The organism is Microbacterium sp. NPDC091382, assembly GCF_044757025.1.
Taxonomy (GTDB): Bacteria; Actinomycetota; Actinomycetes; order Actinomycetales; family Microbacteriaceae; genus Microbacterium.
Map to the genome: position 1 here is coordinate 1450503 of NZ_JBIVUD010000001.1, position 25868 is coordinate 1476370.

26 protein-coding genes are annotated in these 25868 nt (G+C 69.2%); 18 read left to right on the forward strand and 8 right to left on the reverse strand.

Going from position 1 to position 25868, the window contains the following annotated elements:
- The first annotated feature begins 2 nt into the window (after positions 1–2).
- The 5 genes from ACIQLK_RS07035 to ACIQLK_RS07055 all read left to right on the forward strand — a co-directional run bounded on the left by ACIQLK_RS07035 (position 3) and on the right by ACIQLK_RS07055 (position 4373).
- Positions 3–905, forward strand: a complete 903-nt coding sequence (locus tag ACIQLK_RS07035; protein WP_400363707.1) for a phosphodiesterase — start codon at positions 3–5, stop codon at positions 903–905.
- 45 nt (positions 906–950) lie between these two features.
- Complete coding sequence (locus ACIQLK_RS07040) at positions 951–1340, forward strand: MerR family transcriptional regulator (RefSeq protein ID WP_400363708.1); 390 nt, start codon at positions 951–953, stop codon at positions 1338–1340.
- Positions 1337–2317: an aldo/keto reductase gene (locus ACIQLK_RS07045; RefSeq protein WP_400363709.1), complete on the forward strand. Its 981-nt coding sequence runs from the start codon at positions 1337–1339 to the stop codon at positions 2315–2317. The genes ACIQLK_RS07040 and ACIQLK_RS07045 overlap by 4 nt, the downstream gene beginning before the upstream one ends.
- A gap of 64 nt (positions 2318–2381) precedes the next feature.
- Entirely contained in the window at positions 2382–3839 is a 1458-nt protein-coding gene (locus tag ACIQLK_RS07050) for an aspartate ammonia-lyase (RefSeq protein ID WP_400363710.1), read from the forward strand.
- 78 nt (positions 3840–3917) lie between these two features.
- Positions 3918–4373: a DUF4190 domain-containing protein gene (locus ACIQLK_RS07055; RefSeq protein ID WP_400363712.1), complete on the forward strand. Its 456-nt coding sequence runs from the start codon at positions 3918–3920 to the stop codon at positions 4371–4373.
- 63 nt (positions 4374–4436) lie between these two features.
- Here the strand turns inward: ACIQLK_RS07055 and ACIQLK_RS07060 are convergent, their stop codons facing one another.
- Entirely contained in the window at positions 4437–5300 is an 864-nt protein-coding gene (locus tag ACIQLK_RS07060) for a fumarylacetoacetate hydrolase family protein (protein WP_400363713.1), read from the reverse strand.
- Positions 5301–5360: 60 nt separating this feature from the next.
- Here ACIQLK_RS07060 and ACIQLK_RS07065 point away from each other — a divergent pair, with 60 nt between their 5' ends.
- The 4 genes from ACIQLK_RS07065 (at position 5361) to rpsO (ending at position 8154) form a co-directional block, all read left to right on the forward strand.
- Positions 5361–6518 (forward strand): PrsW family intramembrane metalloprotease, encoded by a 1158-nt coding sequence (locus tag ACIQLK_RS07065; RefSeq protein ID WP_400363715.1) that lies wholly within the window; start codon positions 5361–5363, stop codon positions 6516–6518.
- A 224-nt stretch (positions 6519–6742) separates the two neighbouring features.
- Positions 6743–7306 carry a YceI family protein gene (locus ACIQLK_RS07070; protein ID WP_400363717.1) on the forward strand — a complete coding sequence of 188 codons (564 nt, stop codon included), beginning with the start codon at positions 6743–6745 and terminating at the stop codon, positions 7304–7306.
- A gap of 42 nt (positions 7307–7348) precedes the next feature.
- Entirely contained in the window at positions 7349–7717 is a 369-nt protein-coding gene (locus tag ACIQLK_RS07075) for an FKBP-type peptidyl-prolyl cis-trans isomerase (RefSeq protein WP_400363719.1), read from the forward strand.
- 167 nt (positions 7718–7884) lie between these two features.
- Complete coding sequence (gene rpsO, locus ACIQLK_RS07080; RefSeq protein ID WP_018187174.1) at positions 7885–8154, forward strand: 30S ribosomal protein S15; 270 nt, start codon at positions 7885–7887, stop codon at positions 8152–8154.
- A gap of 88 nt (positions 8155–8242) precedes the next feature.
- On the opposite strand, the gene ACIQLK_RS07085 is transcribed toward rpsO, so the two are convergent.
- Together ACIQLK_RS07085 and ACIQLK_RS07090 are read right to left on the reverse strand one after the other, a co-directional pair.
- Positions 8243–9253 (reverse strand): isopenicillin N synthase family dioxygenase, encoded by a 1011-nt coding sequence (locus tag ACIQLK_RS07085; protein WP_400363721.1) that lies wholly within the window; start codon positions 9251–9253, stop codon positions 8243–8245.
- A 59-nt stretch (positions 9254–9312) separates the two neighbouring features.
- On the reverse strand, positions 9313–9822 hold the full coding sequence (locus ACIQLK_RS07090) for an Lrp/AsnC family transcriptional regulator (protein ID WP_400363722.1): 510 nt from the start codon (positions 9820–9822) through the stop codon (positions 9313–9315).
- Positions 9823–9942: 120 nt separating this feature from the next.
- On the opposite strand from ACIQLK_RS07090, the gene ald reads away from it, so the two are divergent.
- Positions 9943–11052: an alanine dehydrogenase gene (ald, locus tag ACIQLK_RS07095; protein ID WP_400363893.1), complete on the forward strand. Its 1110-nt coding sequence runs from the start codon at positions 9943–9945 to the stop codon at positions 11050–11052.
- On the opposite strand, the gene ACIQLK_RS07100 is transcribed toward ald, so the two are convergent.
- Positions 11025–12137 carry an acyltransferase family protein gene (locus tag ACIQLK_RS07100; protein WP_400363724.1) on the reverse strand — a complete coding sequence of 371 codons (1113 nt, stop codon included), beginning with the start codon at positions 12135–12137 and terminating at the stop codon, positions 11025–11027. The genes ald and ACIQLK_RS07100 overlap by 28 nt on opposite strands.
- Before the next feature lie 142 nt (positions 12138–12279).
- Here ACIQLK_RS07100 and ACIQLK_RS07105 point away from each other — a divergent pair, with 142 nt between their 5' ends.
- A complete protein-coding gene (locus ACIQLK_RS07105) occupies positions 12280–13476 on the forward strand; it encodes an LLM class flavin-dependent oxidoreductase (RefSeq protein ID WP_400363894.1) in 1197 nt (398 codons plus the stop codon).
- Positions 13473–14117, forward strand: coding sequence for an FMN reductase (locus ACIQLK_RS07110; protein WP_400363726.1), 645 nt, complete (start codon positions 13473–13475; stop codon positions 14115–14117). The genes ACIQLK_RS07105 and ACIQLK_RS07110 overlap by 4 nt, the downstream gene beginning before the upstream one ends.
- A 4-nt stretch (positions 14118–14121) precedes the next feature.
- On the opposite strand, the gene ACIQLK_RS07115 is transcribed toward ACIQLK_RS07110, so the two are convergent.
- On the reverse strand, positions 14122–14718 hold the full coding sequence (locus ACIQLK_RS07115; RefSeq protein ID WP_400363728.1) for a DedA family protein: 597 nt from the start codon (positions 14716–14718) through the stop codon (positions 14122–14124).
- A 151-nt stretch (positions 14719–14869) separates the two neighbouring features.
- On the opposite strand from ACIQLK_RS07115, the gene ACIQLK_RS07120 reads away from it, so the two are divergent.
- Complete coding sequence (locus ACIQLK_RS07120; RefSeq protein WP_400363729.1) at positions 14870–16825, forward strand: GDSL-type esterase/lipase family protein; 1956 nt, start codon at positions 14870–14872, stop codon at positions 16823–16825.
- 7 nt (positions 16826–16832) lie between these two features.
- Here the strand turns inward: ACIQLK_RS07120 and ACIQLK_RS07125 are convergent, their stop codons facing one another.
- Both ACIQLK_RS07125 and ACIQLK_RS07130 read right to left on the reverse strand, forming a co-directional pair.
- Positions 16833–17513, reverse strand: a complete 681-nt coding sequence (locus ACIQLK_RS07125; RefSeq protein WP_400363730.1) for a response regulator — start codon at positions 17511–17513, stop codon at positions 16833–16835.
- Positions 17510–18775, reverse strand: coding sequence for an ATP-binding protein (locus ACIQLK_RS07130; RefSeq protein WP_400363731.1), 1266 nt, complete (start codon positions 18773–18775; stop codon positions 17510–17512). The genes ACIQLK_RS07125 and ACIQLK_RS07130 overlap by 4 nt, the downstream gene beginning before the upstream one ends.
- Before the next feature lie 126 nt (positions 18776–18901).
- Between ACIQLK_RS07130 and ACIQLK_RS07135 the strand changes: the two genes are divergently transcribed.
- A complete protein-coding gene (locus ACIQLK_RS07135; protein ID WP_400363732.1) occupies positions 18902–20341 on the forward strand; it encodes a cation:dicarboxylate symporter family transporter in 1440 nt (479 codons plus the stop codon).
- A 63-nt stretch (positions 20342–20404) separates the two neighbouring features.
- Here ACIQLK_RS07135 and ACIQLK_RS07140 read toward each other — a convergent pair whose 3' ends face one another.
- Positions 20405–20587, reverse strand: a complete 183-nt coding sequence (locus ACIQLK_RS07140) for a DUF5302 domain-containing protein (RefSeq protein WP_065571193.1) — start codon at positions 20585–20587, stop codon at positions 20405–20407.
- Between the two features lie 295 nt (positions 20588–20882).
- Between ACIQLK_RS07140 and ACIQLK_RS07145 the strand changes: the two genes are divergently transcribed.
- From ACIQLK_RS07145 to ACIQLK_RS07160, 4 genes are all read left to right on the forward strand, one after another.
- Positions 20883–23147 carry a polyribonucleotide nucleotidyltransferase gene (locus ACIQLK_RS07145; protein ID WP_400363734.1) on the forward strand — a complete coding sequence of 755 codons (2265 nt, stop codon included), beginning with the start codon at positions 20883–20885 and terminating at the stop codon, positions 23145–23147.
- 213 nt (positions 23148–23360) lie between these two features.
- Positions 23361–24380: an aldo/keto reductase gene (locus ACIQLK_RS07150; protein ID WP_400363735.1), complete on the forward strand. Its 1020-nt coding sequence runs from the start codon at positions 23361–23363 to the stop codon at positions 24378–24380.
- A gap of 65 nt (positions 24381–24445) precedes the next feature.
- Positions 24446–25045, forward strand: a complete 600-nt coding sequence (locus ACIQLK_RS07155; protein WP_400363736.1) for a histidine phosphatase family protein — start codon at positions 24446–24448, stop codon at positions 25043–25045.
- 1 nt (position 25046) lies between these two features.
- A complete protein-coding gene (locus tag ACIQLK_RS07160) occupies positions 25047–25868 on the forward strand; it encodes a TSUP family transporter (RefSeq protein ID WP_400363738.1) in 822 nt (273 codons plus the stop codon).

Here is a 25868-nt window from a genome sequence, read left to right on the forward strand (position 1 = left end):
GCATGCAGTCCGTCTCCTTCGGCCGGCACGCGCCCGCCCTCCGCTCGATCGTCCACCTCAGCGACACCCACCTGCTCGCTGGCGATCGACGGCTCGGCGGTGCGTACGACTCGACCGGGCGAGCGGTGGCCGCTCTCGCCGCGATCGAGCGCACCGGCATTCGTCCTGACGCCCTCATCGTGACGGGGGATCTCACCGACCTGGGCGAGCCCGAGGCCTACCGGCGGCTGCGCGAGATCGTCGAGCCCGTCGCGGAGCGACTGGACGCGCCCATCGTCTGGGTCGCGGGCAACCACGACGAACGGCCCGCCATGCGCGAGGGGCTCTTCGACGAACCCGGCTCCCTCGAGCCGGTCACGGCCGTGCACGACCTCGACGGATTGCGGCTGGTCGTCCTGGACTCCACGGTCCCGGGCTGGCACCACGGCGAGATCGACGCCGCGCAGCTCGACTGGCTCCGCGGCGTCCTCGCCGAGCCTGCACCGCTCGGCACCCTGCTCGCGCTGCACCACCCGCCGCTTCCGAGCCACATCCCGTTCTTCGACATCCTCGAACTGCGCGATCAGGACGCTTTCGCGGACGTCCTCGCGGGCAGCGACGTGCGCGGCATCCTCGCCGGACATCTGCACTACTCGACGAGCGGCACGTTCGCGGGTATCCCGGTCAGCGTGGCATCGGCCACCTGCTACACGATGAATCTGCAGCGACCTGCGACCGAGGTGAACGGGATGGATGCCGGCCAATCGTTCCACCTGGTCCACGTGTACGACGACACCATCACCCATACGGTCGTGCCCGTCGTCGAGGCGCCCACCGGCGACTACTTCTCCGCCGAATGGGTCGAGAGGATGGCGGCGCTCACCCCGCAGGAGCGCCTCGAGGCGTTCTCGCGGAAACCTTCCTGAGCAGGCTCTTGACTTCGAGCGCGCTCGAAGTTCTACCGTGAAGACATGACCCTCCTCTCCGGTTCTGCAGGCGCATCGATCGCCGAAGCTGCCGAGGCCACCGGCGTCAGTGCGCACACCTTGCGCTACTACGAACGAGCAGGGCTGATGCTGCACCCGGTCGACCGGGCGTCCTCGTCCCACCGTCGCTACTCCGACACGGACCTCGCCTGGATCCGTTTCCTCGCGCGGCTGCGTTGGACGGGGATGCCGATCGCCACCATGAAGCGCTACACGGAGCTCGTCCGCGGGGGAGAGGCGACGGTCGCCGAGCGACGCCGGCTGCTCGTCGAGCACCGTGAGGTCGTCCGCCGCCAGCTCGACGAGGTCACCCTGAGCCTCGCCGCCATCGACCGCAAGATCGACATCTACGACAAGGAGATCGGCCCATCATGAAGACCACCACACTCGGAGCCCATGGTCCGCAGGTCGGCCGCATCGGCCTCGGCCTCATGGGGATCAGTGCGTTCTACACCGGAGCCGGTCAGGACGACGCGGGCGGGGAGCGGACGATCCTCGGCGCCCTGGATCGCGGCGTGACCCTGCTCGACACCGCCGAGATGTACGGCCCCCACACGAATGAGGAGCTTCTCGGGAAGACGCTCGCGGAATCGGGGCGCCGGGATGAGGTCGTGCTCGCGACCAAGTTCGGGATCGTGCGCCACGCGGACGGTCGCTCCGGAGTCGACGGCAGCGTCGAGAACGTCCGCCGCTCGGTCGAGGGGTCGCTGCAGCGCCTGCGGACGGATCGCATCGACCTGTACTACCAGCACCGGATGGACCCGGCCGTCCCCATCGAGGACACGGTCGGCGCGCTCGCCGAGCTCGTCCAGGAGGGCAAGATCCGCGGATACGGGCTGTCGGAGGCATCCGTCGTCACGATCCGCCGCGCGCACGCGGTGCACCCGGTGACAGCCGTCCAGACGGAGTACTCCCTCTGGACCCGCGATCCCGAGGCGGAGCTGCTGCCGGCGCTGCGCGAACTCGGCATCGGATTCGTCCCGTACTCGCCCCTCGGACGCGGCTTCCTCACCGGCGCGATCCGATCGGTCGACCAGCTGGACAAGGACGACTTCCGTCGCAGCAACCCGCGGTTCGAGGGCGACGCCCTCGCCGCCAACCTCCGGATCGTCGAGGTCGTCGAGGGGATCGCGGCCGAAGCCGACGCAACCCCGGCTCAGGTGGCTCTCGCGTGGCTCCTCGCCCAGAGCGAGGACATCGTCCCGATCCCGGGCACGCGCAAGCTCGAACGGCTCGAGGAGAACATCGGCGCCGTCGACCTGAGCCTGACCGCCGATCAGCTGCAGCGTCTCGGAGAGGTCGCTCCGGCGGTCGGTGATCGTTATGCCGACATGTCCAGTGTGAACCGCTGAGGACACGGGGTCCGGGGATAGGCTCGTTCCATCCCCGCACCCTGTGACCCACAAGGACACCGCAATGGCACCTGACGCGACGACGCGTACCGAGACCGACTCCCTGGGATCGATGGAGATCCCCGCCGACGCCTATTGGGGCATCCACACGGCGAGGGCTCTGGAGAACTTCCCGATCTCCATGCGCCCGATCTCGGTCTATCGCGACCTCGTCGTCGCCCTCGCGATGGTCAAGCAGGCCAGCGCGCGAGCCAACAGGGAGATCGGCGTCCTCGAGGCATCCCGTGCCGACCTCATCGACCAGGCGGCGCAGCGTGTCATCGACGGCGAGTTCCACGATCAATTCGTCGTGGGCGTCATCCAGGGCGGGGCGGGCACCTCGACCAACATGAACGCGAACGAGGTCATCACCAACGTCGCGCTCGAGATGGCGGGTCGCGAGAAGGGCGACTACGCCTTCCTCTCGCCCATCGACCACACCAACCGCAGTCAGTCCACCAACGACGTCTACCCGACGGCCATCAAGGTGGGACTCGGTCTGGATCTGCAGTCCCTCCTCGAGGAGCTCGACCTCCTCCGGCAGTCGTTCCTGAAGAAGGCCGACGAGTTCCACGACGTCCTCAAGGTGGGGCGCACCCAGTTGCAGGACGCCGTCCCGATGACGCTCGGACAGGAGTTCCACGGCTTCGCGACGACGCTCGGGGAGGATTATCACCGGCTCCGCGAGAACGCGCACCTGCTGTACGAGATCAACATGGGTGCGACGGCGATCGGCACGGGCATCACCACGCACCCGGATTACTCCGGCGCCGTGCTGCGGCACCTGCGGGAGATCAGCGAGCTCGACCTCGAGACGGCGGAGGACCTGGTCGAGTCCACGAGCGACACGGGTGCCTTCATGTCGTTCTCGTCGTCGCTCAAGCGCAACGCGATCAAGCTGTCCAAGATCAGCAACGACCTGCGTTTGCTCTCCAGCGGTCCCCAGGCGGGCTTCGGCGAGATCAACCTGCCGCCGCGCCAAGCCGGGTCGAGCATCATGCCCGGCAAGGTGAACCCGGTCATCCCCGAGGTCGTGAATCAGGTCGCCTTCGCCGTCGCAGGCGCCGACCTCACGGTGACGATGGCGGTCGAAGGCGGTCAGCTGCAGCTGAACGCCTTCGAGCCGGTCATCGCGCACTCGATCTTCCAGTCGATCACGTGGATGCGGCGCGGCATGCGCACGCTCCGCGTCAACTGCGTCGACGGCATCACCGCCAATCGCGAACGACTCGGCACGATGGTGGGGTCATCGGTGGGTGTGATCACCGCTCTGACGCCCTTCATCGGGTACACGGCGGCGGCCGCCCTCGCGAAGACGGCTCTGCTGACCAAGCGCAACGTGGGAGACCTCGTCGTCGAGGCCGGCCTGATGTCACGCGACGAGGTCGACAAGCAGCTGTCGCCGGCGCGGCTGTCGGGGCTGCAGGCGGTGACGCGAGCCATTCCCGTTGTCACGAAACCGGGGACCGCGGACCAGAATTGATTCCAGGTTGTCTGGGAGAACCATGAACGCTAGCGTCGGGGTCGTATCTCGGCCGATCTGCGATGTGAAGGACACCCCATGACCGACCCCAACCAGCCGAACTCCCAGAACATCCCGCCCGCGCCGCCGGCGTACGAGGCGCCCGCTTACGGGAACGCGCCGCAGTACAACGCGGGTGCGCCCGCCAATGCGCCGGTTCCGGGCCGGACCATGGCGATCGTCGCTCTCATCCTCGCGATCATCCCCGGCACGCAGCTGATCGGTCTCATCCTGGGCATCGTCGCGCTCGTGCAGAGCCGTAAGGCCGGCGCGAAGAACGGTCTCGCGATCGCGGCGATCATCGTGAGCGTCGTGCTGATGATCATCGCGATCATCGTCATCATCGCGCTCGTTGCGGCCTTCGCCAACTCGACGACGGATCTCTACCAGCAGTATCAGACCAATTGCCTGACCCCGGGTGGCTCGGGCTTCGTCGACTACCTCGGCCAGCGGATCGCCTGCGAGCAGTTCGACCAGAGCCAGCTCAACAACTGATCTGACACACACGAAGCGGCGACCGCCCTCGGGTGGTCGCCGCTTCGTCGTTCCGGCGTCGCGTCAGTCGAGGATGCGGCAGAACGTGGTCAGTTCGCCGATGCCGTCGACGCCGACGGTGACGGTCGACCGGTCGCGGAGGAAGATCTGCGGGTCGCGGGAGTAGCCGGCGCCCCCGGGGGACCCGGTCGAGATCAGCGTGCCGGGCAGCAGCGTCGCGGACTGGGAGAGGAACGACACGAGCTTCGCGACGGGGTGGATCATCTGGTTGGTGGAGGCGTCCTGCACCATCTTCCCGTCGACGATCGCCCAGATGTGGAGATCCTGCGGGTCGGGGACCTCGTCCGCGGTGACCACGAACGGCCCGGTCGGGGTGAAGCCGTCGAACGACTTGCACCGCGACCACTGGGCCTCGGAGAACTGGATGTCCCGCGCCGTGATGTCGTTGACAACCGTGTAGCCCCAGACGTGGTCGAGGGCGTTCTCGAGCGCCACGTCGCGGGCGGGCCGTCCGATGATGACACCCAGCTCGGCCTCGTAGTCGACGGACTGGCTGAGCGACCGGGGCCAGGACGTCGTCTGTCGATGGCCCGAGAGCGAGCCCGGCCAGAGGATGAAGACCGTGGGTGCCGCATCCGCCTTGAGCCCGAGCTCGCTGGAGTGCGCGGAGTAGTTGAGGCCGATGGCGATGGTGATGGGGGTGTCCAGGACCGCCGACGCGAAGACAGGGGTGCCCAGCGGCATCCACTCTGCAGAGGGTGCGCTCCGGCGCACCCGATCGAGGAGGGCGTCGCCGCCCACGATGAGGTGCTGCAGCCGGGAGGGAGCCCCATCGAACATGCGCGACACGATGGCTGCGCGATCGTCTTCGACGAGAACCAGCTGCGGCTCGTCGACTCCGTCGGGGACAACGTGGGCGAAGCGCATTGGTCCAGGCTATCGTCCCGCCGCTCCGCGGCACGATCCACGCCGCCCTAGGCTGACCCCATGTCGTTCCCCTCGCCGCTCGCGCAGCCGGTCCGCGCGACCGCGTCGACGCCACCCCAGGCAACACCTCATCGCGATCTGCCGGTGCCCGCGGCTTCGGGCGGGCGCATCGTCCTCTGGGTCGTGGCGGCCCTCCTCGGGATCGTGGCCGTGGGCCTGATCCTCTACTTCCTCGCGTTCCTGGGCCCCGTTGCCTCGATCGTCTCGGCTGCGCTCGCGCTGATCCCGTTCGCCCTCGTGCTGACCGCGATCCGGGTCATCGATCGGTGGGAGCCGGAGCCACGGGGCCTTGTCGTCTTCGCGCTCCTGTGGGGTGCTGTCGCGGCGGTCGCCGTCGCGCTGGCCGTCGGATTGGCGGTCACGCTCGCCGCGCCGTGGCTCCCCGAGGCGGTGTCGACCGTGGTGCAGGCGCCGATCGTGGAGGAGATCGCCAAGGGCGCAGGAGTCCTTCTGGTGTTCGTCGCTGCGCGTCGGGCGTTCGACGGTCCCGTCGACGGCGTCGTCTACGGCGCCCTCGTCGGAGCGGGATTCGCCTTCACCGAGAACATCCTCTACTTCGGCGACAGCCTCATCACGGGAGGCGCGGAGGGTGCTGCGTTCACGTTCTTCCTGCGCGGCATCCTCTCGCCGTTCGCCCACGTCATGTTCACCGCCGCTACGGGCTTCGCCCTCGGTCTCGCCGCGCGCTCGGGTGCGAAGGGCGGCGCCGCGCTCGGCAGGTGGGTGGTCGGGGTTATGGTCGCCATCTGCCTGCACGCCCTGTGGAACGGCTCCGCCGTCGTCGCGGACTTCTTCGCCCTGTACGTGACATTGCAGGTGCCGTTGTTCCTCGCGTTCGTCGTCGGGATCATCCTCCTGCGCAGGGAGGAGGCGCGCCTGACGCGTGAGCGCCTCGCCGACTACGCGGCCGTGGGATGGTTCTCACCGGCCGAGGTCGATATGCTCGCCACCCGCAGCGGGCGGTCCCGTGCGATCGCCTGGGCGCGCTCGCTGCCGGGCGATCGCGCCGCGGCGATGCGACGCTTCATCGCCGAGGCGACGTCCCTCGCCGCCGCGCGGCAGCGCGTCGTCAGCGGCCGGGACCCGCGTGCCGCCGCGGACGAACGCGTCTACCTCGAGCGTGCCACTCGCGCGCGCTCGGACGTCCTCGCGCTCTGATGCGGCGGGCTCCGGCGAAAAGACTCAGCGCCCGGTGCCGCGGCGATGCCTGCGAGTCTTCCGGGCGCTGAGTTGGTGTACAGAAATGATCCCGCTGCCCTCGTGCGGTGTCAAGAGGGGTCGCGCGGGATCGAATCTGCATTCACGGGAATAGGATCGGTCGCGGTGACGTTTTGCCCCCTTGACCGCCGGCGCGTGCCGGAACCCCTCCACGAAGGATGATCATGACCGACTCCACCGCCACCCTCGACATCCCCGGCTACAAGGCCGGCACCTGGATCCTCGACGCGTCGCACAGCGAGGTGGGCTTCAGCGTCCGCCACATGATGATCTCCAAGGTCCGCGGCCACTTCAACGTCAAGGAGGCCACCCTCGTCGCCCCCGAGAACCCGCTCGAGGCGAAGCTCGAGGCCAAGGTCGACGCCGCGTCGCTGGACACGAAGGACGAGGGCCGCGACGGTCACCTCCGCAGCGCCGACTTTTTCGACGTCGAGACCTACCCCGAGATCACCTTCGCGTCGACGGGTGTGCGCATCGAGAACGGCGACTTCCTCGTCGACGGCGACCTGACCATCAAGGACGTCACGAAGCCCGTCACCTTCGAGGTCGACTTCGGCGGCTTCGGCACGGACCCGTGGGGCAACTACAAGGCCGGCGCGACCGCCAAGACCGTCATCAACCGCGAGGACTTCGGCCTCACCTGGAACGCCGCGCTCGAGACCGGTGGCGTGCTCGTCGGCAAGGACGTCACGATCGAGCTCGACCTCCAGGGCTCGATCCAGGCCTGAGTCGCGTTTGACCAGGGGATGCCGCTCGGTTTGGATGGACTCATGACTGCAGACCGCACCAAGCCCGAGATCGACGCTCCGCAGGGAGCCGCCCCCGCCGACCTCGTCGTCCGCGACCTGATCGAGGGCGACGGCGCCGAGGCGAAGCCCGGCGACACCGTCACCGTCCACTACGTCGGTGTCGAGTACGTCTCCGGCGAGGAGTTCGACTCGTCGTGGAACCGCGGCGAGAGCATCCAGTTCCCGCTGCGTGGCCTCATCCAGGGCTGGCAGGACGGCATCCCGGGGATGAAGGTCGGTGGACGACGCGAACTCGTCATCCCGCCGCACCTGGCCTACGGCCCTGCCGGAGGTCACTTCCTCGGCGGCAAGACGCTGATCTTCATCATCGATCTGCTCGCTGTCGGCTGAGACGCATCGCACCCGGGGGCCCGGTCGCTTCGGCGGCCGGGCCCTCGGTCGTCCGCAGGGCGGCTCGTCCTGTAGACTCCTGTGGTTGCCGTTCGATCGGCCGCGGATAAAGAGAGCCCACGCATCAGGCGTCGGGCGCCGCGCAACGAAGAGGAAGGGGATCACCTATGGCACTGGAAGCAGACGTCAAGAAGGCGATCATCGAAGAGTACGCGACGCACCCCGGTGACACCGGATCCCCCGAGGTGCAGGTCGCGATGCTGACGCAGCGCATCAAGGACCTCACCGAGCACCTCAAGGAGCACAAGCACGACCACCACTCGCGTCGTGGGCTGTTCCTGCTCGTCGGTCAGCGCCGCCGTCTCCTGGGCTACCTCCAGGACGTCGACATCAACCGTTACCGCTCGCTCATCGAGCGCCTCGGCCTCCGTCGATAAGGCATCGCTGCCAGCGTTCAATCGCGCAGAACATTCTTGAGAAGGCCGCCCCACGGTGTGGGGCGGCCTTCGTCGTCGTCGGTGTGCGTCAGACGCGCGCGGTGACGAGGTGCGGGTGCCAGATCTCGGCGACGTCCGGGTGAGCCCGCAGCCGTGACTTCAGCGCGTTCTCGCCGTGGAGGCCGTGGATGGGGTTCCGGGGGTCCTGCGAGATCCCGCGTGCCTGCGCAGCGAGCTCGGCGGGCAGGTCGATCGCGGGGAGTTCCGCGTCGAGCGAGGGGTTGAAGAAGAACGGCACAGAGATGCGGTCCTCCGGGGCGCGCGGCGAGACGACCCGATGATTGGTCGCCGTCAGGTAGCCGCCGGTCGCGTGTTCGAGAAGCTCCCCGATGTTCACGACGAACGACCCCGGCACGGCTGGGGCGTCGACCCACTCGCCGTCCTTCTCGACCTGCAGGCCGCCCTTTCCCGGCTCGACCCACAGCAGCGTCAGGACGCCGGCATCCTTGTGGGCGCCGACCCCCTGCTGCGGCTCGGGCGCGTTGGAGCCTGGGTAGCGGACGATCTTCAGGAGCGTCTGCGCTTCACCGAAGTGGTCGTCGAAGTACGTCGCGGGGGCGCCGAGGGCCTCCGCCCAGGCTCGCAGGAGCTTGCGTGCAACCTCGGACAGGATCGTCGTCCACTCCTCGGCCACCTCGCGGAGCTCGGGCTGGGCGCTCGGCCACAGGTTCGGCCCCACGAGGGCGGAGTACGCGGGTGCGTCCGGGTCGTCGACCGCGGGACGCTCGGGCCCGATGTCGATCTGCTCACGCCAATCCACGAGTCCCTGCGTGCGTTCACCGCCGATCCGCGTGTAGCCGCGGAAGTGCGGGCTCTTGACGTTCTCGATCTCGAGCTTGGCCTCGTCGGGGAGCTCGAAGAAGGTGCGCGCGGCTCGGTGCAGGCGGCTCTCCAGGTCGGGGGAGACCCCCGTGCCGGTGAGGTAGAAGAAGCCGACCTCGTGGGTGGCTCGACGCAGCTCGGTGCGGAAACACTCCGCGGCATCCGGTCCCTGGTCGAGGAGCGAAAGGTCGAGGACGGGGAGATTCTGCACGGACATGGTCCGAGGATAAGCACGTCTCGGTGCGGTCCCGGCCAATGTTTCAACCGGTTACCGTATCAGTGGAACGGTGCCGCGACGCGGTTGCGGTGATAGTCGAAGATGATGCTCGTCCGGGTGCTGGCGACGCTGCGTTGTGCCGACAGATGCTCGACGACGAAGGTGCGGACCTCGCTGGAATCGGCGACGGCGATATGGATGAGGAAGTCGTCGGACCCACCGAGGAAGAACATCTGGATGACCTGGGGCAGGCCGCGTACCTCGTGCGCGAACTCCGTGATGCTCTCGTGTCGCGATCCCGGGCGGAGCGTGACGTGCACGATCGCCTGCAGGCCTGCGCCGGCGACGCGCTGATCGACGCTCGCGTGGAACCCGGTGATGACGCCGCGGTCCACGAGCGAGCGGGTCCGGGCGTGCGCGGTGGATGCCGCGACTCCGACCCGCGCGGCGATCTCGGCGTTGGTGAGCCGGGCATCGGAGGCCAGCGACTCGACGATGGCGCGGTCGACGTCGTCGAGATCGACGACCGGCCGATGATTCTTCGGTGCATCGGACGCGTTGACGGTCATTGTTCCTCGTTTCGGGGGTCTCGACTCAGTGTGATCGAAGGATCTTCGACTGTCACGTGGTCGTAACGAATCTTCTGCAGGATGATTCGCACATCACTCGCTGACGAGGAGCGTGACGCCATGCGTATCGGCATCCCCACCGAAATCAAGAACAACGAGAACCGCGTGGCCATCACCCCCGCGGGTGTCGATGCGCTCGTGGCGCGGGGCCATGAGGTATTGGTGCAGTCCGGGGCAGGCGCCGGGTCCCGGATCGCGGACGAGGCCTTCGCCGCCGCCGGTGCCGAGATCATCCCCGACGCGGAATCGACGTGGGGTCGGGCGGAACTGGTGGTCAAGGTCAAAGAGCCGATTGCGGCGGAGTATCCGCATCTGCGCGACGATCTCACGCTGTTCGCCTACCTCCACCTCGCCGCGGATCGTCCGCTCACCGACGCGCTCATCGAGGCTGGCACCACCGCGGTCGCATACGAGACCGTGCAGACCCCCGATCGCGCCCTCCCGCTCCTGTCGCCGATGAGCGAGGTGGCGGGACGCATCTCCATCACGGTCGGCGCGCACACCCTCATGAGTGCGGCAGGCGGTCGCGGCACCCTCCTCGGCGGTGTCGCCGGAACGCCCAAGGCGAAGGTCGTCGTCATCGGCGGCGGTGTGGCAGGAGAGCACGCCGCGGCGAATGCCCTCGGCATGGGCGCGGACGTCACCGTGCTGGACGTCTCGCTGCCGCGGCTGCGCGAGCTCGAGAAGCGCTACGCCGGACTGCACACCCGCGCGTCCACCCGCTTCGAGATCGCCGAACAGGTGGCATCCGCCGATCTCGTCATCGGATCGGTGCTCATCCCGGGAGCGGCGGCGCCGAAACTTGTGACTCTCGACATGGTCGCCGGTATGAAGGCCGGCGCGGTCCTCGTCGACATCGCCATCGACCAGGGTGGCTGCTTCGAGGGCTCCCGGCCCACGACCCACGACGACCCGACCTTCGCTGTCCATGACGCGGTCTACTACTGCGTCGCGAACATGCCCGGAGCCGTTCCCGAGACATCGACGCGCGCACTGACGAATGCGACTCTCCCCTACGTCACGGCGCTCGCCGACCGGGGATGGGATGCCGCCGCGGCCGCAGACCCTGCGCTGGCGAGGGGTCTCAACGTGCGCGCTGGACGTGTCGCGAACGAAGGGGTCGCGGCGGCGTTCGGACTGTCCTACGAGCCTGCCGTCGTCGGCGTCTGAGGGCGCCTCGACCCGGTCGGGTCGGCGCGTGTGCCGCCCGGACCGATGATGTCGGGCTGTGCGAAGAGCCACCGCGGGCGCGGTTCGATGAGCGGACGGAAGAGGCGGCGAACCGGTTTCGAGGAGAGGACGACCGTGATCGCCACCGATAGGAGCGCGACCAGCGGCAGCCACAGCCAGGTGGGATCGAGGCCGCGCAGGATGCCCGATTCGCGAAGCGGGTACAGCGCGAAGGAGTGCAGGAGGTACACGTACATCGTGTAGCGACCGATGGCCGTCCAGCGGTACTCCCGGCGTGGCATGAGGAGGAAGAATGCGACGCTCAGAACGAGCGCGACGGCCATGAGGAGCAGACGGATGCCGCCGGCCCACCACTGCGTCCCGCCGAGGTCGGCGTAGTCCTCTTCGTAGAACAGCCACTGTCCGAGGTGCATCGTCTTCAGGTCGTCGACGACGAGCCACGCACAGACGCCCGCGGCGATCAGGGTGGCCCCGGCGGCCAGCCGGAGCGACGCCCGGCGCCGTTGCAGGATGCCGTGTCGCTCCAGGACGCGATGGTGGTGCAGCCACCAGCCGAGCGTGAAGAAGGGGAGCAGGCCGAGCGTCCGCGACAGGGACAGCGTGGAATCGACGTTCGGAAGGTATCCCACCGAGATCGAGACGACGAGGGTCCACAGCAGCGGCATCCGGAAAAGTGCGAGGTAGGGCAGCACGAGTCGGAAGATCGCGAGGGCGAGAAGGAACCACAGCGTCCACGACGGCTGTGTCAGATTGGGGTCGGAGCGTCCCTCGACGAGGAATTTCGTCAGCGTCCAGAGCCCGTCGAAGACGACGTAGGGGAGGACGATATCGGTGAGGATGCGGACCATCCGGCGACGGCTCGGCGGATCGGACCGGGAGAAGTACCCCGAGATCAGCGCGAACGCGGGCATGTGGAACGCGTAGATCAGGTAGTAGAGGCTCTGCGCGATGTCGGAGTCGTAGGTCAGGCGTTGGATCGCGTGTCCCAGGACGACCAGAAGGATGCATGCGGCCCGGGCGTTGTCCCAGATGGGCACGCGGCGGGAGTGGCCGGGGGTGCTCATTCGGGCCAGGGTACCTGCGGGAATAACGTGGACGCTGAGACGTTGACTCGGGTACATTCACTTGCATGAATCGGGCGCGATCCGTCCGGGAATCGAGAGAGACATCGTGAGCGACACCAACAGCACCACCAGCTGGCCCGGGGTGCAGTTCGGCATCTTCACCGTCACCGACATCACGCAGGACCCGACCACGGGTCACACGCCCAGCGAGCGTGAGCGCATCTCGGCGACCGTCGAGATCGCCAAGCACGCCGAGGAGGTCGGCCTCGACGTGTTCGCGATCGGCGAGCACCACAACCCGCCGTTCTGGTCGTCCTCGCCGACGACGACGCTGGCCTACATCGCCGCGCAGACCGAGCGGCTCATCCTCTCGACCTCGACGACGCTGATCACGACGAACGACCCCGTGAAGATCGCCGAGGACTACGCGATGCTGCAGCACCTCTCGGGTGGACGCATGGACCTCATGCTCGGCCGCGGTAACACCGGTCCCGTCTACCCGTGGTTCGGCAAAGACATCCGTCAGGGCGTCCCCCTCGCGATCGAGAACTACGCACTGCTGCACAAGCTGTGGCGCGAGGACGTCGTCGACTTCGACGGCAAGTTCCGCACGCCCCTGCAGGGCTTCACCTCGACGCCGCGTCCCCTCGACGGGGTCGCGCCCTTCGTCTGGCACGGCTCGATCCGGACTCCGGAGATCGCCGAGCAGGCCGCCTACTACGGTGACGGCTTCTTCGCGAACAACATCTTCTGGCCCGCTGAGCACTACCAGCGCCTGATCGGCCTCTACCGCCAGCGCTGGGAGCACTACGGTCACGGCGTCCCCGAGACGGCGATCGTCGGCATCGGCGGCCAGGCGTTCATGGCGAAGAACTCGCAGGACGCCAAGGCGCAGTTCCGCCCGTACTTCGACAACGCCCCCGTGTACGGACACGGCCCGTCGATGGAGGACTTCTCCGAGATGACCCCGCTCACCGTCGGGTCGCCGCAGCAGGTGATCGACCGCTACGCCGGCATGCGCGACCTGTTCGGCGACTTCCAGCGTCAGCTGTTCCTCGTCGACCACGCGGGCCTCCCGCTCAAGACGGTCCTCGAGCAGCTCGACTTCCTCGGCGGTGAGGTCGTCCCCGTCCTGCGCAAGGAGCTCGCGAAGGATCGCCCGGCCATCGTTCCCGACGCACCGACGCACGCCGCGCGCGTCGCCGCCACGTACGGCGACGGGCCCGTCCGCGAGGCGCGCCCCCGCGCCAACCGCGGCGACAACCTGTCCGGTCCGAGCCCGTACCAGGACACCCCGGCCCCCGTCGGTGCCGCGTTCGGCCTGGGCGGTGCGCGATGACCGCCCGGCGCATCGCCGTCGTCTCGGCGGGGTTGTCGAACCCCTCGTCGACCCGCATGCTCGCCGACAAGCTGTCAGGAGCAGTGCTCGCCGACCTGCGCGAGCGGGGCGTCGAGGCATCCGTCGACACGTTCGAGCTGCGCGAGTACGCGCACGACATCACGAACAACCTGCTGACCGGCTTCGCACCGCCGGCGCTCGAGACGATGATCAACGCGGTGGTCTCCGCCGACGCATTGATCGTCGTGACGCCGATCTTCTCGACGAGTTACTCGGGACTGTTCAAGTCGTTCATCGACGTGCTCGATCCGGATGCGCTGCAGGGCAAGCCCGTGTTGATCGGAGCGAACGCGGGCACGGCGCGCCACTCGCTCGCGATCGACTACGCCATCCGGCCGCTGTTCGCCTACCTGCACGCCGAGGCCGTCTCGACGGGCGTGTTCGCGGCGTCCTCCGACTGGGGCGCGCGTGCCGACGACGTGTCGCCGCTGTCGGCGCGCATCGAGCGCGGCGCACGGGAGTTGGCGGATGCCGTCACCCGCCGTCCGGTCGAGCAGGCCCTGGACCCGTTCGATCCCGAGGCCTACCTCGGCAAGGGCGGGTCGTTCGGCCACCTCCTGGGCGGCCTGACCGGCGAGTAGTCGATCACCGCGTGCGGCGGCCCGCCAGCCGGGCCGCCGCCACGTCGATCACGAGCCCCAGGGCGACCGCGACGACGATCGAGGCGATCACCGCCGCCATGGGGTTCGACGGCAGCAGTGTGCCGATCGCGGCGCCGATGACGGCTTGGTAGAAGGCCCACGCGGTCGCGGCGACCGCGACCGCAACGAAGTAGCGACCGGGCGGGACCCGGGTGGCGCCGGCGGTGAGGTTGACCGCGAGCCGCGCGAACGGGATGAACCGCGCGGTGAAGACGACGGTCGCCGTACCACGGGCGAGGCGGGCGCCGGCCCACGCGAACGCCGCATGGACGCGGGGATGCCGCATCCACCGCCATCGGTCGATGCCCGCCGTCCTGCCGACCCCGTAGCAGAGGGCGTCGCCGCAGATGGCGGCGATGGCCGCGACGGCGACGACGGCCGCCAGCGGGGGAGTCCCCGTGGCGGCGGCCAGAGCCCCGATCACGGTCACCGCCACCTCGCCCGGGACGACGACGAGCACCGCGTCCGCCAGGACGAGGACGAACAGCGCCGGGAGCGCCCAGGGGCTCGAGGCCAGGCTCGTCAGGAGGTCACCGATCACGGCCCCTGCGTACCAGCGACGTGTGAACGCCAGGAGAACGCGAAGCCGGCCGGCGACGCGACGGTGACCGGCGGGCGAGAGGTGAATGAACAGTCCGCGATCGAGCGGTCCGGGACCGCGTCCGCCGCGCGCGCACAGGCACCCTGGTCGTGTGAGAGTCGCGGTAGTCACCGAGTCATTCCTCCCGCACATGAACGGGGTCACCGGATCGGTCCTCCAGATCCGGGAGCACCTGCAGCGCCGCGGGCACGACGTCTTCGTCGTCGCTCCCGGAGTGAGGCGTCACGATCTCGGGATGCCGGGGCGCGCCGTCACCTCGTTCCCGCTGCCGCGGTACCCGGCCGTCCGCGTCGCGGTCCCGCCGGCGGCATCGATCGGGCGGGACCTCGCGAGGTTCGATGCGGACGTCGTGCATCTCGCCTCCCCCTTCCTGCTGGGGTGGCAGGGTGTCATCGCTGCGGAGTCACGCCGTCTGCCGAGCGTCGCGGTCTACCAGACCGACGTCATCGCCTACGCGAGTCGGTACGGCCTGCCGCAGGCCGCCGCGCTCGCCGAGGCGCAGGTGCGACGTCTCCATCGGCGGGCCACCCTCACCCTCGCCCCCTCCGAGGCCGCGCGCGCTCAGCTCTCGGCGCTCGGCGTCGACCGCGTCGGGCTGTGGGGACGCGGCGTCGACGGGGAGCGGTTCTCTCCTCGTCGACGCGACGACGCCTGGCGTGCCCGTATCGCCCCCGGCGAGGTCATCGTGGGGTACGTCGGGCGGCTGGCGCCCGAGAAGCAGGTCGAGGATCTCGTCGCCCTTCGGGGGACACCCGGCATCCGTCTCGTGATCGTGGGTGACGGTCCCGCCCGGCCTGCACTCCAACAGCTCCTCCCCGACGCGGTGTTCCTCGGGCACCTCGAGGGGGATGCGTTGGCCACGGCTCTCGCATCCTTCGACGTCTTCGTGCACCCCGGCGAGAGCGAGACCTTCGGGCAGACCATCCAGGAGGCGCAGGCCAGCGGTGTCCCGGTCGTCGCGACCGGCGTGGGCGGCCCCGTCGATCTCGTCCGCAGCAGCGTGGACGGGTGGCTCTACCGTCCCGGCGACGCCGGCGACCTGCGGGCCCGTGTCGTCGACCTCGTCGGCGACGAGGCGAAGCGCCGCGCCTTCGCCCACGCAGCACGGACCGCCGTCGCCGGACGCACGTGGGATGCGCTCGCCGAGCGCCTCCTCGAGCACTACGACCGTGCCGGGGTCCTCCATAGACGGGATGCCGGGCGCCGCGTCATCGCCTGGCCCCGGCCGGACATGGTCGTCACGGCCGCGCCGACGCGTCGGTGGTCCCGCTACGTCGCGCTGGGGGACTCGATCACCGAAGGCCTGTGCGACACCTCGCGGATGCCGGCGGGGTCGTTCCGCGGGTGGGCGGATCGGCTGGCGCACCTCCTGGCGTTGAGCGGCGGGAACACCCGCCCCTTCCGGTACGCGAACCTCGCCGTCCGCAGTCGTCGGGTGTCCCACCTGGTCGACGAGCAGCTCCCGCGATGCCTGGCGCTGCGACCGGACCTCGTGTCGATCCTGATCGGAGCCAACGACCTCGTGCAGCCGGTGTGCGATCCCATCTCCCTCGCGGCGAATGTGGAGGATGCCGTGGTGCGGCTCCGGAGCGTCGGCTGCGACGTGCTCCTGGCGACGATCTTCCTGCCCGACCGGGTGGCGGCCCGCGTGTTCACGCGGCGCTTCGCGATCTACAACGCGCGCCTCCGCGCGATCGCCGCCCGCACCGGCGCGACCCTCGTCGATCTCGCTGCCGAAGCCGAACTCGCGAGGATCGATCTGTGGGCCGACGACAAGGTGCACCTGCGTTCGCGCGGTCATCGTTACGTCGCGTACCGCGCCGCGGAAGCCCTCGGCGTGCCGCACGCCGACGCCCTCGCGGATCTCGACGAGGCGTTCCACGTCGACGAGGACCCGCCGTCGCGGGGCAGCTGGCTTCGACGAGACGCGCTGCCGTGGGTGTGGCGGCGGTTGCGTGGCCGCACTGCGGGCGACGGACGAATCGCGAAGCTCCCCGACTACGTCCTCGTCGGTCGACCGGCGGGTCGCGCCGACGTCCGGAGGTGACGACCGCTCACAGCGCCCAGCGGTACTCCGTCTCCGGGCGTCCCGGGGTTCCATACCGCTGCGCGCGCTCGGCGCGTCCCGCGTCGGTCAGGTGCTCGAGGTAGCGTCGCGCGGCCACCCGCGACATCCCGAGACTGTCGGCGGCCTCCCGTGCGGAGGCGGGGCCCGCCCGCAGGAGGCTGCTCACCCGGTCGAGCGTCTCTGCAGACAGCCCCTTCGGCAGCGTCGGCGTCGGAGAGGTGCGGAGGGCACCGACCATGGCGTCGATCTCGGCCTGCGTCGCTGCTCCCGCAGCGCGGGACACCTGCTCGCGGAAGCGCAGGTACTGCATCATCCGGTCCCGGAAGTCACCGAAGGTGAACGGCTTGACGAGGTACTGCGCCGCGCCGAGGGCGATCGCCTGACGGACGACGTCCGAGTCCCGGACAGAGGTGATCGCGATGACGTCGACGGCTCCCGTGTGCGCCCGCAGATGCCGGAGCACGTCCAGGCCGGAGCCGTCGGGCATCGTCATGTCCAGGAGGACCAGATCGATCTGGGTCGTGCGCGTGCCGTCCAGGAGCGCGGCGACGGCCGCTCGTGCCCCGGTGCACTCGGCGACGACCTCGAAGCCGTCGAGTCGCTCGACGTATCGGCGGTGGAGCTCGAGGGTCAGTGCGTCGTCGTCGACGATCAGGACGCCGATCATGCGTCCCTCCGGGGGAGGATGACGCGGAAGGTCGTCGGGTCGGAGCGCAGCGAGACCGTCCCTTCGGCCTCGTCGACGATCGAACGGACGAGGGCGAGCCCGACGCCGCGGCCGGCTGCGCCCCCGGGTTTCGTCGAGAAGCCGTGCTCGAATACCCGGTCCGTGATGTCGGCGGGGATCCCGGCTCCGCTGTCGGAGACCTCGAGAGCGAGTTCGTCCTCGGTCGTGCGCGTCATCCGAACGTCCACCCACCGCGGCGGGGGAGCGGATGCCGCCGCGTCCAGTGCGTTGTCGATGAGGTTGCCGACGACCGAGACCGCGTCGACGGGGGAGAGGACCGACCTCGGGGCGTCGGCATCGATGCGCGCGCGCCACTCCACGCCGCGCTCGGCGGCCTGGGAGGCCTTTCCGAGCAGCAGCGCTCCCACGGTGGGGTCTCCCTCTCGCCGCGCCGCGACCTGGTCGACCAGGAGCTGGCTCTGCCGCGCATCCTCGGAGAGGATGTCGATCGCCTCGCGCGTGCGCCCGAGTTCGAGCAGGGCGATGGCGGTGTGCAGGCGGTTCCCGTGCTCGTGGGTCTGCGCCCGCAGCGCGTCGCCGAGGGTCCGCATCGACTCGTACGACGAGACGGCGTCGCGGACGGCCCCGGCGGGCAGGTCGCCCGCGACCCGGCGCGTCGCCCGGCGGGCGTACACCGCCCCGGCGAGCCCGGCCAGCGAGAGGACGAGCGCGATCGCGACCGCGCTGAGGATGCGGGGGCCGAGCGCCTCCGTGATCGACCCGATCGTCACACCGACGGACACGCGGCCGACGACCTCGCCGTCGGAGACGACGGGAACGATCGTCCGCACCGACGGCCCCAGGGTTCCCGTGACCTCCTCGGTGAGCGTCGCGTCCCCGGCGGGGATCGTCCCGATGTAGCGCTCGCCGATGCGGGCCGGGTCCGGGTGGGTGATGCGGATGCCGCCGGGGTCCATGATCGTGACGAAGTCGATGTCCGCGTCGGCGGTGACGGCCTCGATCTCGGGTTGCAGAACACGGGTGGCGTCGACGCGGTCGCCCCGGGAGAGCGCGTCCACCACGCCGGTGTTGTCGGCGATCGTCTCGGCGACGGCGCGCGTGACCCGCTCGGCTTCGGCGCGAGCAGAGCGCTGCCCGTCCCAGAGCAGGATCGCGGCGATCGTCAGGGACAGCACGACCACGGCGGCGGCGACCGCGACGAACACGCGGGATGCCGCGCTCGCCCCGCCTGTCTGCGCCACGGTGCGCTCCTCTCCTCGATCTGCGACCAATACGACCACAACTGCCGCCCTCGTGGGGGCACGGGCACGCTGATCCTCGTCGACATCGCCGTCGACTCCGACAACGACTGTCACCCAGGAGAGATCATGGCCCTCACATCCTCGTTCCGGCTTCCCGGATACAACCCGCGCAGGGGCAAGCAGGCGTGGGACAAACACACATGGCTCTACGTCTCGGTCATCATCGCCGTGGTCCTCGGCTGCGTGGTCGGGCTGATCTGGCCGGCCTTCGGCGAGTCCCTCGAGCCGGTCGGCAAGGCGTTCGTCAACCTGATCAAGATGATGATCGCGCCGATCATCTTCTGCACGATCGTCGTGGGCGTCGGGTCGATCGCGAAGGCGGCGACGGTCGGTCGGATCGGCGGTCTCGCGCTGCTCTACTTCATGGCCATGTCGACCTTCGCGCTGGCGATCGGCCTCGTGGTGGGCAACATCATCCACCCGGGTGAGGGCCTCAACATGCAGAACGCCCAGTACGACGCCGGCGACACCAGCGAAGCGAAGACCACGACCGAGTTCATCCTCGGGATCATCCCGACGACGTTCTTCTCGGCCTTCACCGGCGAGAGCGTGCTGCAGGTCCTCTTCATCGCCCTCCTCGTCGGGTTCGCCCTGCAGAAGATGGGCGCCAAGGCCGAGCCCATCATGAACGCCGTGAAGAACCTGCAGGCCCTGGTGTTCCGCATCCTCGGCATGATCCTGTGGCTCGCCCCGATCGGCGCTTTCGGCGCCATCGCCGCTGTGGTGGGGAAAACCGGGTTCGCGGCGATCGTGAGCCTCGGCATCCTGATGATCGCGTTCTACATCACGTGCATCGTGTTCATCGTCGGCGTGCTCGGCACGATGCTCTACGCCGTCGCCCGGGTCAACATCTTCCAGGTCATGAAGTACCTCGGGCGCGAGTACCTGCTCATCGTCGGAACGTCGTCGAGCGAGTCGGCCCTGCCGCGCCTGATCGCGAAGATGGAGCACCTCGGCGTCTCCAAGCCGGTCGTGGGCATCACGGTTCCCACCGGGTACTCCTTCAACCTCGACGGCACGGCCATCTACCTGACGATGGCGTCGCTGTTCATCGCGACCGGTCTCGGTGCCCCGATGTCGATCCCCGAGCAGATCGGCCTCCTCGTCTTCATGATCATCGCCTCGAAGGGTGCCGCGGGCGTGACCGGGGCAGGCCTCGCGACCCTGGCTGGCGGCCTCCAGGCCTACCGCCCCGACCTGGTCGACGGCGTCGGCGTCATCGTCGGCATCGACCGGTTCATGTCCGAGGGTCGTGCGCTGACCAACTTCACCGGCAACGCGGTGGCCACCCTGCTCATCGGAACCTGGACGAAGCAGATCGACCGCGAACAGGTGGCGGCCGTGCTCGCAGGGCGCCGCCCCTTCGACGAGTCGACGCTGACCGCCCACGGCGTCTCGGACGACACCGGTGCCGTCGACACCTCGGGGCTGAACGACGCCGCGCTCCCCGAGGCGGAGGCGAAGGAGGAGCGGGCCCGCGCCCGGCGCGCCGAGCTCGGCAGCTGATACACGACCGGCACGACGAAGGCCCGGACACCACTCGGTATCCGGGCCTGCGTCGTGTCGTGCTCAGCCGCTCTTGCGTCGGAACTCGCGCTTGGTGACGGCGCCGTGCGTGCCGTGGACGGAGGAGTCCCCGTCGAGGTGCGCCTCGCCCTTCCGGCTCTGCGAGTTCTTCTTCTCGAGCGCCTCGCGGAACTTCCGCTTCATGTCATCGGATGCCGCGTCCGCGGTCTTCTCGTCGTCGCTCATCCCGCCACGATACGCACCGGAGGGGGTGCGCTGATAGGCTGGCTCGGGTTGCCCGCGGCTCTGTCCGCGGCATCCGCTCAACTTCACAGTGAGCTCATGGAGCAGGCCCGGCAGGAAGCTGGTCCCCTGTGGTGGATCCCCATCCCGTTCTGGCGGATGGTGGTCTTCGACTGGTGGCCAGCGCAGGCGGACTCCGCGGATGTCTCCGCGCGCCCATATCTGCCTGTTCCTGCTCCTTCGCACGATCTCGTGCGCGAAACGCGCGTGCGAGTCTAAACAAAGAAGGAGAGACCTCTTGGAAGGTCCAGAAATCACCGCCGCCGAAGCCGTTCTCGACAACGGCCGTTTCGGCACCCGCACCGTCCGGTTCGAGACCGGGCGACTGGCACAGCAGGCGCAGGGCGCCGTTGCCGCCTACCTCGACGAGGAGACGATGCTCCTGTCGGCCACCAGCGCCGGCAAGCACCCGCGCGAGGGCTTCGACTTCTTCCCGCTGACCGTCGACGTCGAAGAGCGTTCGTACGCCGCCGGCAAGATCCCCGGCTCGTTCTTCCGTCGCGAGGGCCGCCCCTCCACCGAGGCGATCCTCGTCTGCCGCCTCATCGACCGGCCGCTGCGTCCGTCGTTCGTCGACGGCCTCCGCAACGAGGTCCAGATCGTCGTCACGGTCCTCTCGATCGCTCCGGGCGAGTACTACGACGCCCTCGCGATCAACGCGGCCTCCGCCTCGACGCAGATCTCCGGTCTGCCGTTCTCGGGCCCGATCGCCGGTGTGCGCCTCGCGCTCATCCCCGGCCACGGCGAGCACGCCGACCAGTGGGTCGCGTTCCCGAACCAGGCTCAGGTCGAGGAGGCCGTCTTCGACCTCATGGTCGCCGGTCGCGTCCTTCCCGACGGCGACGTCGCGATCATGATGGTCGAGGCCGAGGCAACCGAGAACAGCTGGAACCTCATCAAGGGCGGCGCCGTCAAGCCGAGCGAGGAGATCGTCGCCGGTGGCCTCGAGGCCGCCAAGCCGTTCCTGAAGCAGCTCGTCGAGGCGCAGGCGCAGATGGCCGCGTCCTCGTCGCGCGAGCCCGGCGTCTACCCGGTCTTCGCGCCGTACAGCTCCGAGGTCTACGACTTCGTCGCCGGCCGCGCCTACGACGACCTGGTGAACGTCTACCAGATCGCCGACAAGCAGGAGCGTCAGGCCGCCGACGACGTCGTCAAGGACCGCGTCAAGGCCGACCTCATCGCCGCCGTCGAGGCCGACCAGCTTCCCGCCGGCGCGCCGCTGGAGTTCTCCGCCGCCTACAAGTCCGTCACCAAGGTCGTCGTCCGCGGCCGCATCCTCTCCGAGGGTGTCCGCATGGACGGCCGCGGGCTGGCCGACATCCGCCCGCTCGACGCAGAGGTGCAGGTCATCCCGCGTGTCCACGGCTCGGCGATCTTCCAGCGCGGCGAGACCCAGATCATGGGTGTCACCACGCTGAACATGCTCAAGATGGAGCAGCAGATCGACTCGCTGTCGCCCACGACGAGCAAGCGCTACATGCACCACTACAACTTCCCGCCCTACTCGACCGGTGAGACCGGCCGTGTGGGCAGCCCCAAGCGTCGCGAGATCGGGCACGGCTTCCTCGCCGAGCGCGCCCTCGTGCCGGTGCTGCCCAGCCGCGAGGAGTTCCCGTACGCGATCCGTCAGGTCTCCGAGGCGCTCGGTTCCAACGGCTCGACGTCGATGGGCTCGGTGTGCGCCTCGACCCTGTCGCTGCTGAACGCGGGTGTGCCGCTGCGCGCCCCCGTCGCCGGCATCGCGATGGGTCTCGTCTCCGACGAGGTCGACGGCCAGACGCGCTACGCCGCGTTGACCGACATCCTCGGCGCCGAGGACGCGCTCGGCGACATGGACTTCAAGGTCGCCGGCACGAACGAGTTCATCACGGCGATCCAGCTCGACACGAAGCTCGACGGCATCCCGTCGTCGGTGCTCGCCGCCGCGCTGACCCAGGCCAAGGAGGCTCGCCTCACCATCCTGAACGTCCTGAACTCGGCGATCGACGCCCCCGACGAGATGGCGCCCACCGCGCCCCGCGTCATCAGCGTCCAGATCCCGGTCGACAAGATCGGCGAGCTGATCGGCCCCAAGGGCAAGACGATCAATGCGATCCAGGACGAGACCGGCGCGCAGATCTCGATCGAGGACGACGGCACCGTGTACATCGGCGCCGTCGACGGACCGTCCGCCGAGGCGGCTCGCGCGCAGGTGAACGCGATTGCCAACCCGACCAACCCCGAGGTTGGCGAGCAGTTCCTGGGCACGGTCGTCAAGATCGCGACGTTCGGCGCGTTCGTCTCGCTCCTTCCCGGCAAGGACGGCCTGCTGCACGTCAGCGAGGTCCGCAAGCTCGCCGGCGGCAAGCGCGTCGAGAACGTCGAGGACGTCCTCGGTGTCGGCCAGAAGATCCTCGTGCGTATCACGAAGATCGACGACCGCGGCAAGCTGTCGCTCGAGCCCGTGGTCGAGGAGTCGGCTCCCGCCGGCGACGCGGCAGCCGAGGCTCCCGCGGAGGCCTGATCCTGCATCGCGCGAACGCCCGTCCTCTTCGGAGGGCGGGCGTTCGCCGTGTCCCGGCACCCCGCCCCGGTCCGCGCGATCGAACCGTTATCGAAACGTCACCCGTTGACCTGCGCGCATCCGCGTCGGGTCTGAGGGCTGTTCTACCCTCGGAATGAGCGCATCGGAGGGTGCGTGGCCACGAACCCTCCAGCGCTCTGCAAGGAGACGGGTATGGCAGCTTTCGAGAGGGCGGATCACGCGTCGACGACCGATGCGCCCGGCATCCACCCCTCCGGCCCGCTTCCCGTCCACGGTGCACCCGTGGGGCGCCGCATCCGCGTCCCACTCGGAGAGACCGGCTTCTCGGTGTTCCCGCTCATCCTCGGCGGCGCCGAGTTCGGGTGGCACGTCGACCTCGCCTCCGCGCACGCGATCCTCGATCGTTACGTCGAGCGGGGCGGCAACGCTCTCCACACGTCGGACAGCTACGCGGCGGGCCGGAGCGAGCACGCGATCGGTCGCTGGATGGCCGCGCGTCGCAATCGGGACGACATCGTCCTCACCGTCAAGGTCGGCCGCGGAGCCGACAATCCGGGACTCGGATCGGTGAACCTCATCCGCGCCGTCGAGGCGTCCCTGACCCGTCTCGGGACGGATCGGATCGACGTCCTCTCGCTCGACGGCACCTCCGATCGCACGACGATCCTCGAGGACACCCTCGCCACGGCGGAGTGGCTCGTGGAGTCCGGCAAGGTCCGGGCCGTCGGCGCCGCCGGCTACCGCGCCGCTCAGCTCGTCGAAGCACGCATCCTCTCGGCCGCGGGATACCCGCGGGTCACCGTCCTGGATGTCCCCTACAACGTCCTGCGGCGGGATGAGTTCGACGGTGACCTCCGGCTCGTTGCCGGAGCTCAAGGAATCGCCGTCACGCCCTCGCAGGCGCTCGAGCACGGGTATCTCTCGGGCGTGCACCGGGCTCGCGACCGCGTCGGCGGCTCGGTACGGGGTCGCCAGCTGGCTGCCAGCATGAACCGTCGCGGCGCCCGCACCCTGCGTGCGCTCGATCGCATCGCGGGCGAGCTCGCGGTCCCTCCCGCAGCGGTCGCGATCGCCTGGCTCCTCGCGCAGCGCGTCGTCGTCGCTCCCGTCGTCAACGCCTACGCGGTCGCGCACGTCGAGGAGCTCGTCCAGGGCGTCGGCGTCCACCTCAGTCGCGCGCATCTCGCCGAGATCGCCCGGGCGACCGACTGAGCCTCGGTTACGCTGGAGGAGACCTCGGGATCCTCCGGGGCATCCCCGGGGAAACGAGTGAGTACGTGACGCACTATCTCTACCTGGTGCGGCACGGCGAGCATCTCGACGCCGAGCACGGTCTCGCCGATGGGCCGCTGTCGCCTCGCGGCCGGCGGCAGGCGGAGCTCCTCGCCGACCGATTGTCCGGGGTCCCGCTGACGGCCGTATGGCATTCGCCTCTGCTGCGTGCCGCCGAGACGGCGCGTGCGGTCTCGGAGCGGCTCCCCGCCGTCGATCCCGAGCCGACCGCTCTGCTGTTCGACTGTGTGCCGAGCGGGATGACGCCCGACACGCCGAGCGTGTACGAGCCGTTCTTCGGGGGAGTGACCGAGGCCGAGGCCGACGCCGGCGCGGCGCAGATGGCGGATGCCGGGGCGGAGTTCCTCGCGCACCGCCCGAACGCGCACGAGCTGCTCATCACGCACAACTTCGTGATCGCCTGGTTCGTCCGTGAGGTGCTCCAAGCGCCGGAGTGGCGCTGGCTGACCGTCAACCAGGCGCACTGCGGTCTCACGGTCCTCGCACAGCGTCCGGGGCGACCGTGGTCCCTCGTGTCCCACAACGACCTCGCACACCTTCCGGTGGAGCTCCGGACGGGCCTTCCCGACATCCTCTCGGTGTGAGGTGCTGACCGGTCCTCTCCTCGCCGAATGGCTCCCCGTCTCCGCGAGCGCGCTGCTGTTCCTCGTCGTTGCGGCCGGGGTCGCCGGCTGGGTCGACGCCGTCGTCGGCGGTGGCGGCCTGATCCAGCTCCCCGCCCTCGTCATCGGTGTGCCGAAGGACGTCGCGACCCCCTTCATCCTCGGCACCAACAAACTGAGCTCGTTCTTCGGCACCCTGTCGGCGAGCTGGGTCTACCTTCGCCGCGTCAAGGTCCATCTCGTCCTCCTGATCCCGCTCGTCCTCGGTGCCTTCGCCGGCTCCGCCGTGGGCGCTGCGCTCTCGAGGTACGTCCCCCGAGAGGTGCTGACGCCGGTCGTCCTCGTCGCGGTCGTCGCGGTGGGGGTGTACACCCTTCTCCGTCCGAAGATGGGCCTGCACCATGAGCCGCGCCACAACGAACGACACGCCGTCGTGTGGCGCTCGGGCGTCATCGGCCTCGGCGTCGGGTTCTACGACGGCATCCTCGGTCCCGGCACCGGATCGTTCTTCGTCATCCTGCTCGTCGGCGTGCTCGGGTTCGGCTTCCTGCAGGCCAGCGTCAACGCGAAGATCGCGAACCTCACCACGAACCTCGCCGCGCTGATCGTCTACGGCGTCCACGGGGAGATCATCCTGGCGCTCGGTCTCGTCATGGCCTGTGCGAACATCACCGGCGGGTTCATCGGAGCGCGGATGGCGACCCGGGGCGGCAACGGCTTCGTCCGCGTGGTCTTCCTCGTCGTCCTCGGACTCCTCGTCGTCAAGCTCGCGTGGGACACGGTCGCCGGGTTCCTCCCCGCATAG

Coding starts and splice junctions, on each gene's coding strand:
- ACIQLK_RS07035 (WP_400363707.1), top strand. CDS start 3: ATGCAGTCCGTCTCCTTCGGCCGGCACGCGCCCGCCCTCCGCTCGATC.
- ACIQLK_RS07040 (WP_400363708.1), top strand. CDS start 951: ATGACCCTCCTCTCCGGTTCTGCAGGCGCATCGATCGCCGAAGCTGCC.
- ACIQLK_RS07045 (WP_400363709.1), top strand. CDS start 1,337: ATGAAGACCACCACACTCGGAGCCCATGGTCCGCAGGTCGGCCGCATC.
- ACIQLK_RS07050 (WP_400363710.1), top strand. CDS start 2,382: ATGGCACCTGACGCGACGACGCGTACCGAGACCGACTCCCTGGGATCG.
- ACIQLK_RS07055 (WP_400363712.1), top strand. CDS start 3,918: ATGACCGACCCCAACCAGCCGAACTCCCAGAACATCCCGCCCGCGCCG.
- ACIQLK_RS07060 (WP_400363713.1), bottom strand. CDS start 5,300: ATGCGCTTCGCCCACGTTGTCCCCGACGGAGTCGACGAGCCGCAGCTG.
- ACIQLK_RS07065 (WP_400363715.1), top strand. CDS start 5,361: ATGTCGTTCCCCTCGCCGCTCGCGCAGCCGGTCCGCGCGACCGCGTCG.
- ACIQLK_RS07070 (WP_400363717.1), top strand. CDS start 6,743: ATGACCGACTCCACCGCCACCCTCGACATCCCCGGCTACAAGGCCGGC.
- ACIQLK_RS07075 (WP_400363719.1), top strand. CDS start 7,349: ATGACTGCAGACCGCACCAAGCCCGAGATCGACGCTCCGCAGGGAGCC.
- rpsO (WP_018187174.1), top strand. CDS start 7,885: ATGGCACTGGAAGCAGACGTCAAGAAGGCGATCATCGAAGAGTACGCG.
- ACIQLK_RS07085 (WP_400363721.1), bottom strand. CDS start 9,253: ATGTCCGTGCAGAATCTCCCCGTCCTCGACCTTTCGCTCCTCGACCAG.
- ACIQLK_RS07090 (WP_400363722.1), bottom strand. CDS start 9,822: ATGACCGTCAACGCGTCCGATGCACCGAAGAATCATCGGCCGGTCGTC.
- ald (WP_400363893.1), top strand. CDS start 9,943: ATGCGTATCGGCATCCCCACCGAAATCAAGAACAACGAGAACCGCGTG.
- ACIQLK_RS07100 (WP_400363724.1), bottom strand. CDS start 12,137: ATGAGCACCCCCGGCCACTCCCGCCGCGTGCCCATCTGGGACAACGCC.
- ACIQLK_RS07110 (WP_400363726.1), top strand. CDS start 13,473: ATGACCGCCCGGCGCATCGCCGTCGTCTCGGCGGGGTTGTCGAACCCC.
- ACIQLK_RS07125 (WP_400363730.1), bottom strand. CDS start 17,513: ATGATCGGCGTCCTGATCGTCGACGACGACGCACTGACCCTCGAGCTC.
- ACIQLK_RS07135 (WP_400363732.1), top strand. CDS start 18,902: ATGGCCCTCACATCCTCGTTCCGGCTTCCCGGATACAACCCGCGCAGG.
- ACIQLK_RS07140 (WP_065571193.1), bottom strand. CDS start 20,587: ATGAGCGACGACGAGAAGACCGCGGACGCGGCATCCGATGACATGAAG.
- ACIQLK_RS07150 (WP_400363735.1), top strand. CDS start 23,361: ATGGCAGCTTTCGAGAGGGCGGATCACGCGTCGACGACCGATGCGCCC.